The sequence below is a fragment of the Pseudomonas sp. FW305-28 genome (genome assembly GCF_017351395.1).
GTDB lineage: Bacteria > Pseudomonadota > Gammaproteobacteria > Pseudomonadales > Pseudomonadaceae > Aquipseudomonas > Aquipseudomonas fluorescens_AA.
The window spans coordinates 31474-46336 of the sequence record NZ_JACNDD010000001.1; the positions used below are offsets into that span (position 1 = coordinate 31474).

General features: G+C 59.9%; 14 protein-coding genes and 2 pseudogenes. 7 read left to right on the plus strand and 9 right to left on the minus strand.

The features are described 5' to 3' along the window. The first annotated feature begins 48 nt into the window (after nt 1-48). Together J4E53_RS00110 and J4E53_RS00115 are read left to right on the plus strand one after the other, a co-directional pair. Nucleotides 49-1005, plus strand: coding sequence for a threonine dehydratase (locus J4E53_RS00110; protein WP_060741821.1), 957 nt, complete (start codon nt 49-51; stop codon nt 1003-1005). A 291-nt stretch (nt 1006-1296) separates the two neighbouring features. Beyond that, nucleotides 1297-1806, plus strand: coding sequence for a hypothetical protein (locus J4E53_RS00115; protein WP_072404789.1), 510 nt, complete (start codon nt 1297-1299; stop codon nt 1804-1806). A 131-nt stretch (nt 1807-1937) separates the two neighbouring features. On the opposite strand, the gene J4E53_RS00120 is transcribed toward J4E53_RS00115, so the two are convergent. The 5 genes from J4E53_RS00120 to J4E53_RS00140 all read right to left on the minus strand — a co-directional run bounded on the left by J4E53_RS00120 (nt 1938) and on the right by J4E53_RS00140 (nt 5483). Then, nucleotides 1938-2528, minus strand: coding sequence for a helix-turn-helix domain-containing protein (locus tag J4E53_RS00120; protein ID WP_162491264.1), 591 nt, complete (start codon nt 2526-2528; stop codon nt 1938-1940). 53 nt (nt 2529-2581) lie between these two features. After that, a complete protein-coding gene (locus J4E53_RS00125; protein WP_177431673.1) occupies nt 2582-2743 on the minus strand; it encodes a hypothetical protein in 162 nt (53 codons plus the stop codon). Between the two features lie 122 nt (nt 2744-2865). After that, on the minus strand, nt 2866-3579 hold the full coding sequence (locus J4E53_RS00130; protein ID WP_103308014.1) for an ABC transporter ATP-binding protein: 714 nt from the start codon (nt 3577-3579) through the stop codon (nt 2866-2868). 3 nt (nt 3580-3582) lie between these two features. Further along, nucleotides 3583-4428, minus strand: a complete 846-nt coding sequence (locus tag J4E53_RS00135) for an ABC transporter permease (protein WP_060741825.1) — start codon at nt 4426-4428, stop codon at nt 3583-3585. Between the two features lie 62 nt (nt 4429-4490). Further along, nucleotides 4491-5483: an aliphatic sulfonate ABC transporter substrate-binding protein gene (locus J4E53_RS00140; protein ID WP_060741826.1), complete on the minus strand. Its 993-nt coding sequence runs from the start codon at nt 5481-5483 to the stop codon at nt 4491-4493. 302 nt (nt 5484-5785) lie between these two features. On the opposite strand from J4E53_RS00140, the gene J4E53_RS00145 reads away from it, so the two are divergent. Further along, a complete protein-coding gene (locus tag J4E53_RS00145) occupies nt 5786-6733 on the plus strand; it encodes an ABC transporter substrate-binding protein (protein WP_103308015.1) in 948 nt (315 codons plus the stop codon). Nucleotides 6734-6876: 143 nt separating this feature from the next. Here J4E53_RS00145 and J4E53_RS00150 read toward each other — a convergent pair whose 3' ends face one another. Then, nucleotides 6877-7827 (minus strand): DNA/RNA non-specific endonuclease, encoded by a 951-nt coding sequence (locus tag J4E53_RS00150; protein ID WP_103308016.1) that lies wholly within the window; start codon nt 7825-7827, stop codon nt 6877-6879. Between the two features lie 364 nt (nt 7828-8191). Between J4E53_RS00150 and J4E53_RS30925 the strand changes: the two are divergent. Next, a pseudogene (locus tag J4E53_RS30925) lies at nt 8192-8869 on the plus strand (PAS domain-containing protein); the annotation flags it as partial. Nucleotides 8870-8983: 114 nt separating this feature from the next. After that, nucleotides 8984-9457: pseudogene (locus tag J4E53_RS30930) on the plus strand (methyl-accepting chemotaxis protein); the annotation flags it as partial. On the opposite strand, the gene J4E53_RS00160 reads toward J4E53_RS30930, so the two are convergent. Beyond that, on the minus strand, nt 9438-11075 hold the full coding sequence (locus J4E53_RS00160; RefSeq protein ID WP_060741830.1) for a hybrid sensor histidine kinase/response regulator: 1638 nt from the start codon (nt 11073-11075) through the stop codon (nt 9438-9440). The pseudogene J4E53_RS30930 and the gene J4E53_RS00160 sit on opposite strands and share 20 nt — an antisense overlap. 131 nt (nt 11076-11206) lie before the next feature. Between J4E53_RS00160 and J4E53_RS00165 the strand changes: the two genes are divergently transcribed. Beyond that, a complete protein-coding gene (locus tag J4E53_RS00165; protein ID WP_060741831.1) occupies nt 11207-11596 on the plus strand; it encodes a hypothetical protein in 390 nt (129 codons plus the stop codon). A gap of 54 nt (nt 11597-11650) precedes the next feature. Here J4E53_RS00165 and J4E53_RS00170 read toward each other — a convergent pair whose 3' ends face one another. Beyond that, nucleotides 11651-12157, minus strand: a complete 507-nt coding sequence (locus tag J4E53_RS00170; RefSeq protein ID WP_081015413.1) for a hypothetical protein — start codon at nt 12155-12157, stop codon at nt 11651-11653. Nucleotides 12158-12473: 316 nt separating this feature from the next. Next, nucleotides 12474-13112 (minus strand): response regulator transcription factor, encoded by a 639-nt coding sequence (locus J4E53_RS00175; RefSeq protein WP_060741832.1) that lies wholly within the window; start codon nt 13110-13112, stop codon nt 12474-12476. Nucleotides 13113-13214: 102 nt separating this feature from the next. On the opposite strand from J4E53_RS00175, the gene J4E53_RS00180 reads away from it, so the two are divergent. After that, a complete protein-coding gene (locus J4E53_RS00180) occupies nt 13215-14822 on the plus strand; it encodes a hybrid sensor histidine kinase/response regulator (RefSeq protein ID WP_060741833.1) in 1608 nt (535 codons plus the stop codon). The last annotated feature ends 41 nt before the right edge of the window (nt 14823-14863 follow it).

The following is a 14863-nucleotide window of genomic DNA, read 5'->3' on the forward strand; positions in this document are numbered from 1 at the left end:
CCCGTCGCCGGCGCGCTGATTAGACTGGGCAAAACCAGGAGGCCCATCATGCACACACTGACCCGCGACGACATCGAACACGCTGCCCGCCATCTCTATCAATTCATGCCCGCCACGGCCCAGTATGCCTGGCCGTTGCTGGCTGAACGGTTGGGTTGCACGGTGTGGGTCAAGCACGAGAATCACACCCCGACCGGGGCCTTCAAGGTGCGCGGCGGCCTGACCTTCGTGCACTGGCTCAAGCGCGAGCATCCCGAGGCGAAAGGCATTGTCACGGCGACGCGCGGCAACCATGGCCAGAGCCTGGCACTGGCGGCCACCGCCTTGGGTTTGAAAGCGTTGATCGTCGTGCCGCAAGGTAACTCGGTGGAGAAGAACAATGCCATGCGTGGCTTTGGCGGCGAGGTGGTCGAGTATGGCCGCGATTTTGATGAGGCCCGGGAAGAGGCAGCACGCCTGGCCCACGCTCAGGGGCTCTACCTGGTGCCGCCGTTCCATCCTGAGTTGGTCAGGGGCGTGGCGACTTATGGGCTTGAGCTGTTCAAGGCGGTGCCGGACCTCGACACGGTCTACGTGCCGATAGGCTGTGGGTCGGGGATTTGCGCAGTCATCGCCGCCCGCGATGCCTTGGGGCTGAAAACCCAAGTGGTGGGCGTGGTGTCCACCGAGGCCGTCGCGGCGAAGTTGTCATTTGAAACCGGAAGACTGTGTGAGACCGCTTCGGCGAATACCTTCGCGGACGGGTTGGCCGTGCGTAGACCCATTCCCGAGGCCTTTGCCATCTATGGGGCCGCTGCGGCGCGGATCGTCGCGGTCAGCGACGCGCAAATAGCCGAGGCCATGCGGGTGTATTACACCGACACTCATAACCTCGCCGAGGGCGCAGGTGCCGCGGCCTTGGCGGCACTCATGCAGGAACGTGAAGCGATGCAGGGGAAAAAGGTGGGGGTGATTCTGTCTGGTGGGAATATCGACCGGCCGGTGTATGCCCAGTTGATTGGCTGAGCCCTCGTGGCGGGAAACGCTGGGGGATATTTAGATCGATTATTTCTTACGGTTATTGATATAGGTTTGGATGGCATATCCATGACCGAAGAATCGAAGCTGTCGTTTGGAAAGTGTCTGCAATGAAAGCGAAGTGCATGCAATAGCAGAAGGCTTTGCGTGTGTCGCTCCGGTAAGCCTGTCTGAACGTTCATTCCTGCTGTTCGATCGCCATCTTGTCGGGTCCGGGTCAATGCTTAGAATCCGCCCCATCAGCTTGTCCGACTCTCGAACCTTACAGGGAACACCACCATGATGAACGCCATGCAGATGCCAATGCCAATGAACGCCAACATGCCGATGATGCCAATGATGGGCATGCCGATGATGATGGCGACCATGACCTGCGAAATGATGGACGACGGCATGATGTGCAAAATGATGCCAGCCGCCGGCATGGACATGGCCATGTTCAAGAACAGCGCCGACATGATGCAGATGATGATGAACTGCGGCATGCCGATGATGATGCACTGCGGCAACATGAGCATGATGTGCATGTCCCAGGCGAGCATGGCCATGCCGATGGCGAGCATGATGATGCCAATGCCGATGATGGGCATGCCGATGCCGATGATGAAGTGCGTGATGGAATGCACGGTGATGGCGGACTGCATGATGTGCAAAGTCATGCCGATGGCGGGCATGAACATGGACATGATGAAAAACTGCTGCGCCTTGATGATGAAGATGATGGACGACTGCAGCATGCCGATGATGATGAGCTGCAACGGCATGCCGATGATGTGCTGCACCTGCTGATTACAGCCGGGCAACGTCCTTGAGACTGGCCCCGTGGCGAGGGAGCTTGCTCCCGCTGGGCTGCGCAGCAGCCCCCATTTTGTGAGCGCTGCGCACTCAAACGGGAGCAAGCTCCCTCGCCACAGGCGGGTTCAGTCCAGGCGTTCCGGGTAGGTAACCACCAGGTACGCCACCGCTTCGCTGTCGGCCGGGTTGCGATAGCGGTGTGGTTGGTCGGCATAAAACAGAATCGAGTCGCCGGTGGAGAGCAGGTAGCGCTCGTCGTTGACACTGATCTCCAGCACACCCTGGGACACCACCAGGTTCTCCTGAACACCCGGCCCATGCCCTTCGGAGTGCTCCTCCCCCAGCGGGCTCAGGCGCAGCTCGTAGAATTCCGACTGGCGTGCCACATCGAACGGGAACAGGGCACGGCTGACGAAGGCGCCACTGGCGCTGACCAGGCGTTTGCTCTGGCTGACCGACAGCACCGCCACCCCCTCGAAAGCCCGATGTTCCAGGAACGCGGCAACCGACACCTTCAGACCCTTGGCGATTTTGCACAGCACCTTGATCGAGGGCACGCTGCGTCCGGACTCGATCTGCGCCAGCATGGCCCGACTTACCCCGCACTGGCGAGCGAGGGCGTCCAGGGACAGGTGTCGCTTGCCCCGCAGGCGTTGCAGGTTCTGCGCGACCCGTTCGCAAATCGGATCTTCATCCAAGGCTTCCAGGTTGTTCAGATCCACTTCGGGTTCGTCGGCACTCGCCAAAAAGCGCGAGGGTTCCTGGGCGCTCACGCCTGGTACGTCCTGGTCGGCTGGAACGCCTGGACCCACTGGAACGCCTGGTAACCGGCATTACGCGCGTACATTTCCCACATGGCCCGGGCCTGTTGCTGAGCCTGCTTGCGTTTGCGGAATTGGACGAAGTCGATAACGTTGTCAGTCGGTTTCATAAGGCACTTCACTGTCGTGACCAATGGGACGGGATGAGTTGAGAGTACGTGGTTATTTTTATAACCATAAATACTGATTGTTTATTTGTTAATGCTATTAAGTGCTTAGCGAAGGGCCTTGATCAAATCACATGAGCACGTTGCAGTTCGGTCAGGGCCAGCGCCTTGAGTCGGGCCAGCAACGGGTCGCGCCGGTCTCGCGGATGGTCCAGTTGCACCGTCAATGCTTGGCGAATGCGGCTGGGGCGGTTGTCCATCACCAACACCCGGTCGCTCAGGTACAGCGCCTCGTCGACATCGTGAGTCACCAGCAACAAGGCGATCCCATGCCGTTCGGCCAGTTGCAGCAACAGGTCCTGCAATTTCATTCGGGTGAAGGCATCCACGGCGCTGAAGGGCTCGTCCAGCAACAGCACCTGTGGTCGCGCGTACAGGCCGCGGGCAATCGCCACCCGCTGCGCCATACCGCCGGACAACGCCTTGGGCAATGCGTCGGCAAAACCCGTGAGGCCGACTTCCTCGATCAACTGCGCGACCCAGGCCCTGTCGTAATCGTCGTCATCACTGAACCCGATGTTCTGTTGCACCGTCAGCCAGGGCATCAAGCGCGGTTCCTGGAACACAAAGGCCAGGTGTTCGGTGTGGCTGAGCAGTTGCCCTTCGAAGTCTTTCTCCAGACCGGCGACGATGCGCAGCAAGGTGCTCTTGCCACAGCCGCTGGGGCCCAGCAGGCACACGGTTTCCCGGGGTTGCAGTTGCAGGTGGATATGATTGAGCACGGTGGTGTCGGCGAACGTCTTGCGCTCGACGTGGATGTCCAGCAGGGCTTGGGTCATGGCTCACTCCTCGGTGCCGTTAAAGGTGTCGCGCCAGGCCAGGAAATGCTTTTCCAGGGCGGCGAGGATGCCGTCGCTGAGCTTGCCCAGCAGGGCGAGCACGATGATCGCCGCCAGCACGATGTCCGGACGCGAGGTTTCGCGGCCATCGCTGAGCAGATAGCCCAGGCCTTTGGTCGCGGCGATCAGCTCGGCGGCCACCAGGAACATCCAGGCCAGGCTCATGCCGCCGCGCAACCCGGTGAACAGGCCGGGGAGGGCGGCGGGCAGGAGAATCCGCCGCACCAGACGGCGGCGGCTGAAGCCGTACATTTGGCCGACCTCCACCAGCTTGCGGTCGATGTTGCGAATCGCTGCCACGCCATTGAGGTACACGGGAAAGAACGCGCCGATGGCGATCAGCACCACCTTCGAGGTTTCGTCGATGCCCAGCCACAGCAGGAGCAATGGCACCCAGGCCAGGCTGGGGATCGAGCGCAGGCCGGCGAAGGTCGGCTCCAGATAGGCTTCGGCCTCCCGACTCAAGCCAACCCAGGCGGCGAAGACCAACGCCAGGCTGGCGCCGATGGCAAAGCCCAGCAGCACTCGCAACAGGCTGGCGCTGATATGTTTCCATAGCGCACCTTCGGCCAGGTCGCCGAGGGTCAGGGCGATCTCACTGGGGGCCGGCATCTGGTAGGCGGGCAGCCAACCGATGCGCACGATGATCTCCAGGAACACGATGATCAGCACCGGCAGGGCCAGCCCCTTGAGGCGCAGCCGCCAGCGGTCGGGATTGAACAGGGGCGCTTTGCCCGATGCGGGCAGGGCCAAATGGGGGCTGGAGAGGTCTTCGCTGTTACTGCTCATGGCGTTCCTCCGGCAACGCCGAATCCGCGCCAGGCGCGGATCGGTTGTCGCCTGGGCAAGGGTTATTGACGGGCCACGGCCTGCTGGCGACCGGTGTCGAGCAATTGATCGATCACCTGGTCCACATTCACCCCGCGACGAACCAACTCTTCCGAGACCAGGATCGGCGCGGCCGCCTTGGAAGCCAGCACATCCTTGGCACTCAACTGCGGGCTGCCCAGGTCGGTGCGGGACAGTTGCAGCCGGGCCACTTCCAGCGGCAGTCCGGATTCGTCGGCCAGCAATTTGGCCAGCTCTTGCGGATGCTCCACCGACCAGGCCCGGGCCTGTTCGTAGGCCGCAAGCACGGTGTCGATGGTTTGCGGATGCTCCTGGGCATATTTCTCCGTGACACTGACCACGCCGTAGCTGTTGAAGGCGGGGTTGCGATACAGCAGGCGCGACCCGGCTTGTACTTCGCTGGCGGCCATGTGCGGGTCGAGACCGGCCCAGGCGTCGACATCGCCTTTTTCCAAGGCGGTGCGACCATCCGGGTGCTGCAAGTGCACCAGCTCCACATCGTCTTTCTTCAGCCCGGCCTGTTGCAGGCTGCGCAGGGTGAACAGGTAGGGATCGGTGCCTTTGGTGGCGGCGATTTTCTTGCCCTTGAGGTCGGCGACCGTCTGGTACGGCGAATCCTTGCGCACCACCAGGGCGGTCCATTCGGCGCGACTGTAGACATACACCGACTTGATCGGGCTGCCATTGGCCCGGCTCAGCACCGCGGCGAGGCTGGCGGACGAAGCGAAGTCGACGCCGCCGCTATTGAGGTATTCCAGGGAGCGGTTACTGCCCTGGCTCAGGACCCAACTGACCTTGGTCTGGGGCAGGGCCTTTTCCAGGTAACCGAAATGCTTGAGCACCAGGCTGACCGGCGAGTAATAGGCGTAATCCAGGTGCACTTCGGCCGGAGGGCTTTCTGCGGCCTGGGCCAGGGTCGGCAGGCTCAACGCCAGGGCACAGGCACCGATCAGGGATCTGGCGAGGGCCAGTGGGAAGCGGAAGTCGGGTTTCATGGAACAGCTCCAGCAAGGCGGTGAGAAGGCAATGTTCTTATTTCCGAAAAATCGGAGTGCGGAAGAAAATCGCACTTGAAAGGAATATTGCAGGCTCTGTGCCATAGCCGGCGAATGGGCGGTTTTCGGGTGCCGCCACGGGGTGACGGCTTCAAGGAAATGTTGCCCAGCCAACAGTCTGTTGCGGCACTGTTGGGTCATGGACAGTGGCTGCTTGTGACTATGAGCTTATGCGCTAAAAGAATTTCTAAAGCGAATTACAAGAGCGTTATGTTCTATGAAATTCATTCAGGATTGCCTTCATGACGTTCGCCCGATCCCTGCGCGGTCTGCTCCTCAGCACATTGTTCGCCGCCCCTTTGCTCCAGGCCAGTGAGCCGTTGGTCCTGCATGTCGGCGACCAGAATTATTACAACGTGCGAGCTTCGGTGGAGGCCTCGGGGGTGCTTGAGGGTGCACCCTACCGCGTCGACTGGAAACACTTCCAAGCCGCCGCGCCCCTGGCCGAGGCGCTGAATACCGGCGACCTGGACCTGGGCTTTCTCGGCGATTCGGGTTTTCTGTTCCTGGCTGCCAAACAGGCACCGGTGAAACTGATCGGTGTTTCGCGGCAGAACCCGGACACCATTGCGCTGTTGGTGCCCAAGGACTCACCGGTCAAGACCATCGCCGACCTCAAGGGCAAGAAGGTTGCCTATTGGCCCGGCGCCTGGAGCCAGCAACTGACCCTGCGCGCCCTGGAGCAGGCCGGCTTGCCGGAGAACCATGTGGAATTCATCAAGCTGATGCCGATCGACGCGGCGGCGGCCTTGCCCCAGGGCAGCATCGATGCCTTTCCGGTGTGGGAACCCTACATCTCGCAACAGATCCTGTTCTCCGGCGCCCGGCCGATCCTGACGGCGAAAAACCTCATGCCCGGTCTCAGCGCCATTGCCGCTTCGACACCGTCCATCGACAGCAAGCGCGAAGCCATCGCCGACTTCCTCGGCCGCGTGAAACAAGCCCGAACCTGGGTCGACAACCACACCGACTCATACGCGGACTTGTGGGCGAAAAAGGCCAACCTCGACCAGAACGTCTCACGCCATTGGTTGCGCCAGGCCCACATGAGCGTCGGCCCGGTGGATCGACAGGCCGCCGCCGACCTGCAAAGCACGGCGGACTTCCTGTTCAAGGTCAAGGCGCTGCCAGCCCCGCTGGCCACTGCCGGGATTATCGACACCTCCTTCAGCCAAGCCTTGAGCGAATAAGTCCCACCGTTTTTTGAATCGCTCACCAACATCCCATGCACCTTCAATCCCCTGTGGGAGCGAGCTTGCTCGCGATAGCGGCAGGTCAGTTTGCGGGGATGTCTGTACTGCCGTCATCGCGAGCCAGCTCATTCCCACCGTTTTCAAAGGCGAATGTCTTCAGGCCCACGGATTGGCGCTTCAATCCTCGTACCTGTCAGTCGTTCTTCATTGGAAAAGCCGTCGTAGTCAGCCAAGTCGCCAAAGCGGATACCGCTCAGCGCTTCAATTTGATCGACGCTGCGTCGGTAAGTCTTGAGTGCTCCGAACACAAGTTCCAACTTTTCCAGTTCCTGACGCTGGTCAATCATGTAGGCACTGGCCGAAGGTTTACCGTCGTCACCGAGAAAGGCCACGACTTTCCAGAACGCAGTGGGGATCTGTACGCCTCTGTACGCTTGATCATCGTCCCGGAACAAGGGCCCGGTAAATATCGTCGCCCTGGCTTTCCACCGGCGCGTGTTATCGAGGATGTAATCCTCAAGCTCGAGCCAGGTTTTTTGATTGAAGGCTGCCATCTGCGGCGAGCAATTGGTGAAGTGGAAGGTGTCGTTGTTGGCGGTCTGTGCCTCGGAGCCCCAATTGGGATCCTGTCGTCTGACCAGATGACCGCGATCCAGCAAATTGCCGGCGTACAGCGCCTCTCCAATCTGGGCATCGCTGGGGATTCGACCGTCATACGCCCAGGCGTCACGCCCCCGGTCGATCTCGACACTGCTGGCGCCATCGATGTTGACGCCCGCCACCAGGGCCAGGCGTCGCCGTCGCGAAAGAACGATGGAGAAGTGCTGATAATCCAGGCGATTGTCGACGGTGCCGGTCGGGTAGACGTCATCGACCAACGCCGCTTCCACGCTTGGCCAAGGCACTATGAAGTCGCCAAGAAAGCCGCTGTCGTATCCCCGCCGGTCTTGCAACTGCACCGCCGGTGTGACGGCTGGCCCTGGCTGTTTGCGCAGGGTGCTGGACAGGCGCCTGGCGGGTTCCAGCAGGGGGTGCAGATCGGCAAGCCGTGGTCGATGGGCGAAGTCCACCTGGAGTCCTTGCGGTGGCATGGTCCTACCTCGCTGAATGGGAACGAAAGTAATCAGCAAACGTAGCGATCATGCTCCGGCACCATGAAATTTTTATGATGCTGCCTAGCGGACAACCCCGCGATTTACTTCGTCACCCCACATGAACTGGCCGATGCCCCAAAGGTGCAGGCCTTTAGAACCTGGTTGATGGATTCGGTGGGTTTTGGCGTCGAAACATAATTTCGCCATACCGTTCAGCCCCAAGCTAACCAGTCGATATGTATATAAGGTCCGGTTACTTCGAGGGTACGTCATGTTTAATAAAAAACTAAAAGATGAACTGACGGCTAGGACGGCCGAATTGGCAACTTACAAAGGACTGGTGGGCGCTCTGGAGCGGTCGATGGCTGTTATCGAGTTCAGCTCCGATGGCAAGGTCCTTCGGGCGAACGAGAATTTCCTGAGCACGATGGGTTACCGTGCGGAACAATTGGCCAGCCTGTCCCATCGGGATTTCTGCCCCCCGGCGTTGGCGGGCAGCGCCGAGTACCGTGAATTCTGGAACAAATTGCGCACCGGTCAATTCGTATCCGGCACGTTTCACCGCCGCAGCGCGTCAGGCCAGAACGTGTGGCTGGAAGCCAGCTATAACCCGGTGGTGGACGAACAAGGCCGTGTCGTGAAGGTGGTCAAGTACGCACTCGATGTCACCGCCAAGGTCACCGCCGAGGCCGAAACACGCGGCCGGCTGGCGGCCCTCGACCGGGCCATGGCGGTCATCGAGTTCGACCTGGGCGGCAACATCCTGACCGCCAACGACAACTTCATGAATGTCATGCATTACTCACTGGCCGAACTCAAGGGCAAGCACCACCGGATGTTTTGCGAACCGAGCCTGGTGGGTAGCTCGGAGTACAGTGATTTCTGGCGTCGTCTGAACGCCGGTGAGTTTTTCAGCGGGCAATTCAAGCGTCTCGGCAAAAACGGCAAAGTTGTCTGGCTGGAAGCCAGTTACAACCCGGTCTACGACGCCGAAGGCAAGTTATGCAAGATTGTGAAGTTCGCCAGTGACATCACCGAACGGGTAGAGAAATTCGAGGAGGACTCACGCGGCGCCTCCCGTGCGTACCACATCTCCGCCGAGACCGAGCGCGTGGCCGAGCAGGGCGCCCAGGTGATCCACCAGACCGCCAAGGAGATGCGCGAGATCGCCGACAACATCGGCGCCTCCGCGCGCCTGGTTGGGCAACTGGGCGCGCGTTCGGAAGAGATCACGGCCATCGTCAACACCATTCGCGGCATTGCCGACCAGACCAACCTGCTGGCCCTCAACGCGGCCATTGAGGCTGCGCGGGCCGGCGATCAGGGGCGGGGGTTCGCGGTGGTGGCCGACGAGGTCCGGCAACTGGCCGGGCGCACCAGTCGTTCCACCTCGGAGATTGCCGAAATGATCGGCATGATCCTCTCCGAAACCCGCGATGCCGTCGCGAGCATGAACGTGACCCACGAGGGCGCCTTGCGCGGTGTCACCCTGGCAGACCAGGCCGGATCGGTCATCGTGCAGATCCGGAACGGGACCACCGATGCCCTCGATGCGGTGAGCATGTTCGCTTCCAAGCTCGACGAGTCCGAGGTGATTCCCAAGACGGCTATCGGCTGGGTGGGTTGAGGTGAGCTGAGCCCTCGCCCTGGCGATCCATGGACTTGAGCAGTTCAAGCAATACTGTTCGCAGCTCCGGCGGTCGCACGGGCTTGGCCAGCACCGAGATGTTCAGGCTTTGCAATGACTGGCGTATGCGCTCGATCTCGTGTCCGGTGATGACCAATGCCGGGACTTCCCAGCCGCGCTGTGCGCGTATCGCGGCGATGCATTCTGCGCCCGAGACTTTCGTGCCCAGGTCGAAATCGGCGATGACGATGGCGCAATCGCTGGTCAGCCCCTCGCCGTCGCTGTGGGCCTCAACCTCGCAACCCCATTTTTCCAGGAGCGCCGACGTCGCCATCAGGACGTTGGCGTCGTCTTCTACCAAGCACACCCGCAATCCGTCCAAGCGATTCTGGACGGGCGACACCTTGGGCTCCATGGCCCTTGGCGCCGCCAGTTCCAGGCCGCTGATCGCTACCTTGGTGCCTTGTCCAACCGTGGAGCGGATGTGTACATCGACACCGAGTATCTGGCTGATGCGCTTGACGATGGACAGGCCTAGGCCAAGACCCTCGACATCCTTGTCGCGCACATGGCGCACGCGGTAGAACTCCTTGAACACTTCGGGCAAATGTTCGGCGGCAATGCCCCGGCCCTTGTCGTAGATCACCACGGCCAGGCGCTTGCCCTGGCGTCGCACGCCGATCAGTACCGGTTGGCCGGGCGCGTATTTGAGGGCGTTGGACAGCAGGTTCTGGACCATCGTGGTCAGCATGCCTGGATTGACGCTGACCCAGTAAGGGCTGGCGCGCAGGCGCAGTTCGACCCCAGCCCAGCGAGCCGCCTCGGTGTTCTGCTTGACCACGTCCTGTAGTAGCGCGCCCAAGTGCACGGGTTCGGCCTTCGGCATCAGTTGGCCATGGTCCAGGGTGTAGATATCGAGGATCGAACGGAACAGCTGCGATACGGTGTGCAGCGAACGGTCGATGTTGTCCACCAGCCGCAATTCCTCCAGGCCCAGCCTGGCGTCACGCAGGCAGGCGGTGAACAGGCCGATGGAGTGGATCGGTTGGCGCAGGTCATGGCTGGCCTGGGCCAGGAAGCGGGATTTCTCCTGGTTCGCGGCAATCGCCTCTTCCGAAGCAATGCGGGTGCGCTTAAGCAGGATGTGCGCATAGGCCGGCACCACGATGGTGGTGACGATCAACATCAGGAACATGTAGGGCTGGCCATGCCAGAACGGATTGAGCCAGAAAATCAGCACCAGGGTCGACAGCGCGATAACGGTTGCCAGCGCCAGGTAGCGCGAGCCGAAGCGCATGCCATTGCCCAGGGTGACCCAGAGCAGTGCCGCGTAGATCGGCAGTGCGCTTTCACCGCCCAGCACCATGGCGAAAGCGATGCCCGTGTAGTCATGCAGCATCGAGAAAAGGCGCCGCCAGAAGAAGTGTCCTGGCCAGCGCTTGATGATCATGCGCAGGAATACCGAGGCGACGATAAACGTTGTGATGTAAATGATGATGGGCACGTAGCCTGTGGCATCGCCGGGATGGAGGCTGGCCAACACGACGATGTACAACAGCGCACAGGCGCTGACGATCAGGCGCAACGTGGCCTGGTCCAGTTCACTGTTCTTTTCCACGGGCGTTCGAACCTCATGTGCCTCTGGTGCCTTGAGCAAGCTTAGCGGCTAGCCCATCTGTGCTATTCAGAATTGTTGCCCGAGTCAGGATACTTCAGGAGGTATGACCACTCAGGACGTCGGGAGAGTACATGAACGGAGTCGTTCGTTTTTTCAGTGTGATCAGCGCCGCGATGCTGTGCGCTTCAGTGGCCCATGCAGGTAGCCAGGCGTGCACGATGGAAGGTGAGATGACCGTCATGGGGCAACACATCGAGGCGAAAGACTGCGTGCAAGCGAGCGATAAGCAACCGGCGGCCAAGTTCCGCGCCAGTTGTGAATCCTTCGCCAACATGCCGGTCGCGCTTGGTGGCGAAGCGGGCAGGATCACCTACTCGCAAACCTGCCCGGAGAATCCCCAGGGCACCTGTGTGAATGTGAACGGGCAGGGCGTGGACTTTTATTACTACAAGCGTACCGCTGAGCTGTTGGACAGCACCCGCAAGAGTTGCGCCTTGAGCGGAGGTACGTGGAAGGAGTGACCGGTGAAGGTTGGGGGCAGGCTTGATGCTGCCCCCAATGGACGAGTCATTGCGTCAGTAGACCCTGTAGTACTTCACGACGTCATCGACGAAATAAATGGTCAATACCGAACCTTGAGTCTGGCTTTGGCCCGTTTTCCCGCCGGTCACGCTGCTGACGTCGTTAGCCACGGTCTGTGCCTTGTACAGTTGTGCCGAGGTGTCGGCCATCTTCAGGCGTGTCTCGGGCGACACGTACTTATGGGCCAGCTTCATGTACTTATCCAGGCCCTCATCACTCTTTTCATAGGTCCAGTTCGACTCGTTGCTGGCGCTGGTCGAATTGAGCTCTTCATTCGTCGGCGCGCCGAACATTTGGGTGATCTGGCCCTTTGTCGTCTTGCCCGGAATGATCGTTTGCTTGAGGTAAGAGACGTCGTATTTCTGGGCGCCCTGATTCAAGGTGCCCATCAAGTTGCCCAAGTTGCCCAAGTCACCGGTGTTTGCACAACCGTTGAGTACGCCCGCCAGCACGCACAGCGCCAATCCATTTCTAAGTGTTTTTCCATATTCGAAGGACATGATGACTTACCTTGAGTTAATGTCAGGACCATTCCATTTCAACCGCGCAGACGGTGAAGTTGACCCAGCATTGCGCCGCCTGTGGACTTATTTAATCCATAGGCTTCGCACGCCATGACGTTTCGATAGGCACAGTGATACTGCACGGCGAATGGCGCGTTGGCTTTCTTTATGATTGGCTGTTCGAACAGCCTTTGTATGGAACGCCCACAGCTTAGGGGGAGAGTACTGGGCGAAGCTATAGTACAAGTGTGCTATGGCCTGGGGGACTGGCAGGGAGGGTAATGCTCAATGAGTATTTGCAGCTGTTATACATTTAATTGTCTTGTTTTTCCGACCATCCTCCATTGCTTGGAAAGTTGGAAAATTGCGCCGCGGCCGCCGCGCGCGTGGGGACACCCAGGGATTTGAGCAGGCTCGAGACATGGATGCGCACCGTGAACGGGGAAATGCCCAGGTCCCGGGCTATTTCCTTGTTGGTCTTGCCGGCCGCGATCAACCCAAGCACTTGCCGTTGGCGTACGGTCAGCTGGGAAAGCGCATCGTCCAGTACCGAATTTTCGGCTTGATACTTCACCACCACTTCGCCTTCGCGTATTGCCATGATGGCGTCGGCAATATCGGAAGGGTCGATATTCTTGCCGATGAAACCGTCGGCACCCAGCGCCATCACCTGGGAAATAACCTCGATGTCATCCATCATTGAAACCACAATAATGGAGGTCCGTTTGAACTCACTGCGCAACTGGCCTATGACTTGCAGCGATTTGATCCCGGGAAAGCGCAAGTCGAGTATCAGGGAGTCCACTTCCACCCCGGAACGCGCCAGCGCCAATACTTCATCCAGATTGCCAGCTTGTTCTATGGTGGCTGTCGGCAGAAGCCGTTCGATGGTTCTCAACATACCTTCACGAAACAAAGGATGGTCATCTGCCACAATGACTCTGCACGTCATGCTTCAGATCCTTCTGACTTCAAGTTCGCACATCGTAACCTAAACGACTCCCTTGGTTTTCAAGTTGATACAAACTTTCATGTTGGGAATATTCCTGTGACTATGACGGAAAAGAATAGCGAGCTTGATCAGGCGACATTGAGATTGACGGTCGGGGCGTGTACTGCGCTTTACATCATTGTGGTGGCCTTTCTGGCCAGCGACTTCGAAACCTATGTACCGATCCTGTGGTACATGGCCTTTTTCTTCGGCGCCGCGGTCCCGCTGCGCATGGCGGTCAGGCGCTGGCCCGGGCACTTTTTCCTGCGTCGTCTTTTTGCCATGACCCTGGATTACGCAAGCCTCGCCTTTGCCTTGATCGTCGGTGGGGAGGGCACGCTGCCGGTGTACGCGGCATTGCTCTGGGTCACGTTGGGCAATGGCATGCGCTTCGGCTCGCGCTACCTGGCGCTGGCAACCGTTCTCGCGCTGTCGACACTGGGGGTGATTTTCCTGCTCACGCCGTTCTGGCGTGGCCAGCCCTATCTGTTCCTGACGTTGATCGTCACCACCATCGTGGTGCCTGCCTACGCGCATATCCTGCTGACCCGTACCCGCATCGCTTCGGAAGAGGCGATTGCCGCGAACCAGGAAAAATCCCGCTTCCTGGCCCAGGCCAGCCATGACTTGCGCCAGCCGATCCACTCGATCGGCTTGTTCACCGCCTGCCTGCGCGATGCCCGGTTGGGCCAGGAAGAGCTGCGACTGGTGGACAACATCGACCGTTCGCTGCACATCGTGTCGCAGCTGTTTCGTTCGATCCTGGACATCTACACCCTCGACAACGGGCAGCTTGAACCCCAGGCCGAACCCGTGCACCTGGGCGCGTTGCTCCAGGATGTGGTCAAGCAGAACACCGAAGCCGCCCGCTGGGCCGGTGTCGAGTTGCGCCTGCGGCCTTGCCGGCACTGGGTCAGCGTCAATGCCGGTTTGTTGGCGACCATGGTGCAGAACCTGGTTTCCAATACGCTCAAATATGCCCCCGGCCAACCGGTGTTGATCGGTGTGCGTCCGAAAGGCAGTGGCCTGGCCATCGTCATCTACGACAAGGGCCGGGGCATTGCCGCCGAACATCTGCCTGAGGTGTTCAAGGAGTTTTATCGGGTACGCCATGTCCGTGACAAGGATGTCGAGGGGCTGGGCCTGGGGTTGTCCATCGTCAAGCGAATCAGCCACCTGATCAATCTGGACATCCAGCTGGACTCCCGGCTCGGCCAGGGCACGCGCGCCACCATCCAAGGGCTGGAAAGGGTCGCGCCAAGGGCTGTGGTGGACAGACCGGTGCCCACGCAAAGCCGTTTGCAGGGCTTGCGGGTGTGCCTGGTGGAGGATGACGCCAACGTGCTGATGGCGACGTCGGCGCTGTTGGAGAAGTGGGGATGCGAAGTGGAAACCCACAGCGACGGGGTGGGTGTGACCAGCGACTGCGACATCATCATTGCCGACTTCGACCTGGGTACGAAAGTCTCGGGGGCCGAATGCATTGCTGCGATTCGCGAACAGCGAGGCTGGGAAGTCCCCGCCATGATCATGACCGGCCATGAAATCGAAAGAATTCGCCACGCCCTGCACCACATGAACATTTCAATCCTGGCCAAGCCCGTGCGGCCTCCGGAGTTGCGGGTGACCTTGCTCGAATTGACCAAGCATTTCGCCAGTGTCAGGCCATGAGCCCACCATTTCATTTTATGAAACGGTGGATTGCAGTTCGT

What these genes read in the sequence shown, in the direction of transcription:
- J4E53_RS00110 (WP_060741821.1), top strand. Translation starts at nt 49, where the DNA reads ATGCACACACTGACCCGCGACGACATCGAACACGCTGCCCGCCATCTC.
- J4E53_RS00115 (WP_072404789.1), top strand. Translation starts at nt 1,297, where the DNA reads ATGATGAACGCCATGCAGATGCCAATGCCAATGAACGCCAACATGCCG.
- J4E53_RS00125 (WP_177431673.1), bottom strand. Translation starts at nt 2,743, where the DNA reads ATGAAACCGACTGACAACGTTATCGACTTCGTCCAATTCCGCAAACGC.
- J4E53_RS00130 (WP_103308014.1), bottom strand. Translation starts at nt 3,579, where the DNA reads ATGACCCAAGCCCTGCTGGACATCCACGTCGAGCGCAAGACGTTCGCC.
- J4E53_RS00135 (WP_060741825.1), bottom strand. Translation starts at nt 4,428, where the DNA reads ATGAGCAGTAACAGCGAAGACCTCTCCAGCCCCCATTTGGCCCTGCCC.
- J4E53_RS00140 (WP_060741826.1), bottom strand. Translation starts at nt 5,483, where the DNA reads ATGAAACCCGACTTCCGCTTCCCACTGGCCCTCGCCAGATCCCTGATC.
- J4E53_RS00145 (WP_103308015.1), top strand. Translation starts at nt 5,786, where the DNA reads ATGACGTTCGCCCGATCCCTGCGCGGTCTGCTCCTCAGCACATTGTTC.
- J4E53_RS00150 (WP_103308016.1), bottom strand. Translation starts at nt 7,827, where the DNA reads ATGCCACCGCAAGGACTCCAGGTGGACTTCGCCCATCGACCACGGCTT.
- J4E53_RS00165 (WP_060741831.1), top strand. Translation starts at nt 11,207, where the DNA reads ATGAACGGAGTCGTTCGTTTTTTCAGTGTGATCAGCGCCGCGATGCTG.
- J4E53_RS00170 (WP_081015413.1), bottom strand. Translation starts at nt 12,157, where the DNA reads ATGTCCTTCGAATATGGAAAAACACTTAGAAATGGATTGGCGCTGTGC.
- J4E53_RS00175 (WP_060741832.1), bottom strand. Translation starts at nt 13,112, where the DNA reads ATGACGTGCAGAGTCATTGTGGCAGATGACCATCCTTTGTTTCGTGAA.
- J4E53_RS00180 (WP_060741833.1), top strand. Translation starts at nt 13,215, where the DNA reads ATGACGGAAAAGAATAGCGAGCTTGATCAGGCGACATTGAGATTGACG.